2 protein-coding genes are annotated in these 1,122 nt (G+C 67.3%); both read left to right on the top strand.

Going from position 1 to position 1,122, the window contains the following annotated elements:
- The coding region (locus ACIRS4_RS38335; protein WP_404204919.1) for a CoA-transferase at positions 1-449 on the top strand (449 nt) is incomplete at its 5' end.
- Positions 449-1,122: CoA-transferase (locus tag ACIRS4_RS38330; protein ID WP_404204917.1), on the top strand; the 674-nt coding region annotated here is incomplete at its 3' end. The genes ACIRS4_RS38335 and ACIRS4_RS38330, both read left to right, overlap by 1 nt.

Genomic DNA, 1,122 nt, shown 5'->3' with positions numbered 1-1,122 from the left:
CGTACCCGACCGACGGCAAGAACGAGACCCTGGTCGCCATGCCCGCGCTGAACCTGGACGCCGCCTTCGTGCACCTGGACCTGGGCGACAAGCACGGCAACGCCGCCTACACCGGCGTCGACCCGTACATGGACGACCTGTACCTGCTCTCGGCCGAGAAGCGCTACCTGTCGGTGGACCGCCTGGTCGAGACCGAGGAACTGGTGAAAGCCGTTCCGACGCAGTCCCTCGTCCTGAACCGCATGATGGTCGACGGAGTCGTCGAGGCTCCCGGCGGCGCGCACTTCACCTTCTCCGGCAGCTACGGCCGCGACGAGAAGTTCCAGCGCCACTACGTCGAGGCCGCCAAGACCCCCGAGTCGTGGGCCGAGTTCAAGGCTCGCTTCCTGGACGTGTCCGAGGCCGAATACCAGGCCGCCGTCAAGGCTTTCGCCGAGGAGCAGAAGTAATGACCGACACCACCACGATCACTCGGGCCGAGATCTGCGTCGTCGCGGCCGCGGAGATCTTCCGGGGCGCGGGCGAGATCATGGCCTCCCCGATGTCCACCGTCACCACCATCGGCGCGCGCCTGGCGCGGCTCACCTTCGAGCCCGACCTGCTGCTGTCCGACGGTGAGGCGCTGTTCTTCGCCGAGGTCCCGCCGATCGGCGGCAAGGCTCCCATCGAGGGCTGGATCCCGTTCTCGAAGGTCTTCGACGTCGTGAACTCCGGTCGCCGCCACGTGGTCATGGGCGCCAACCAGATCGACCGCTTCGGCAACCAGAACCTGTCGGCGTTCGGCCCGCTGCAGCAGCCGACCCGCCAGATGTTCGGTGTGCGCGGCGCGCCGGGCAACACCATCAACCACGCCACCAGCTACTTCGTGCCCAAGCACAACAAGCGGGTGTTCGTGGACCAGGTCGACATCGTCTCCGGTATCGGCTACGACAAGATCGACCCGGAGAACCCGGCCTACCGGTTCCACCACCTGCACCGGGTGGTTTCGAACCTGGGCGTGTTCGACTTCAACGGCCCGGACCACACCCTGCGCGCGCTGTCGCTGCACCCCGGTGTGACCGCCGACGAGGTCGCGGAGAACACTTCGTTCGAGGTCGCCGGTCTGGCCGAGGCGGGCGAGAC

This window comes from Streptomyces sp. NPDC101166 (assembly GCF_044768125.1).
Lineage (GTDB): Bacteria > Actinomycetota > Actinomycetes > Streptomycetales > Streptomycetaceae > Streptomyces.
Note: the sequence above shows the minus strand (reverse complement) of the source record. Positions and strands in the feature narration are given on the sequence as shown.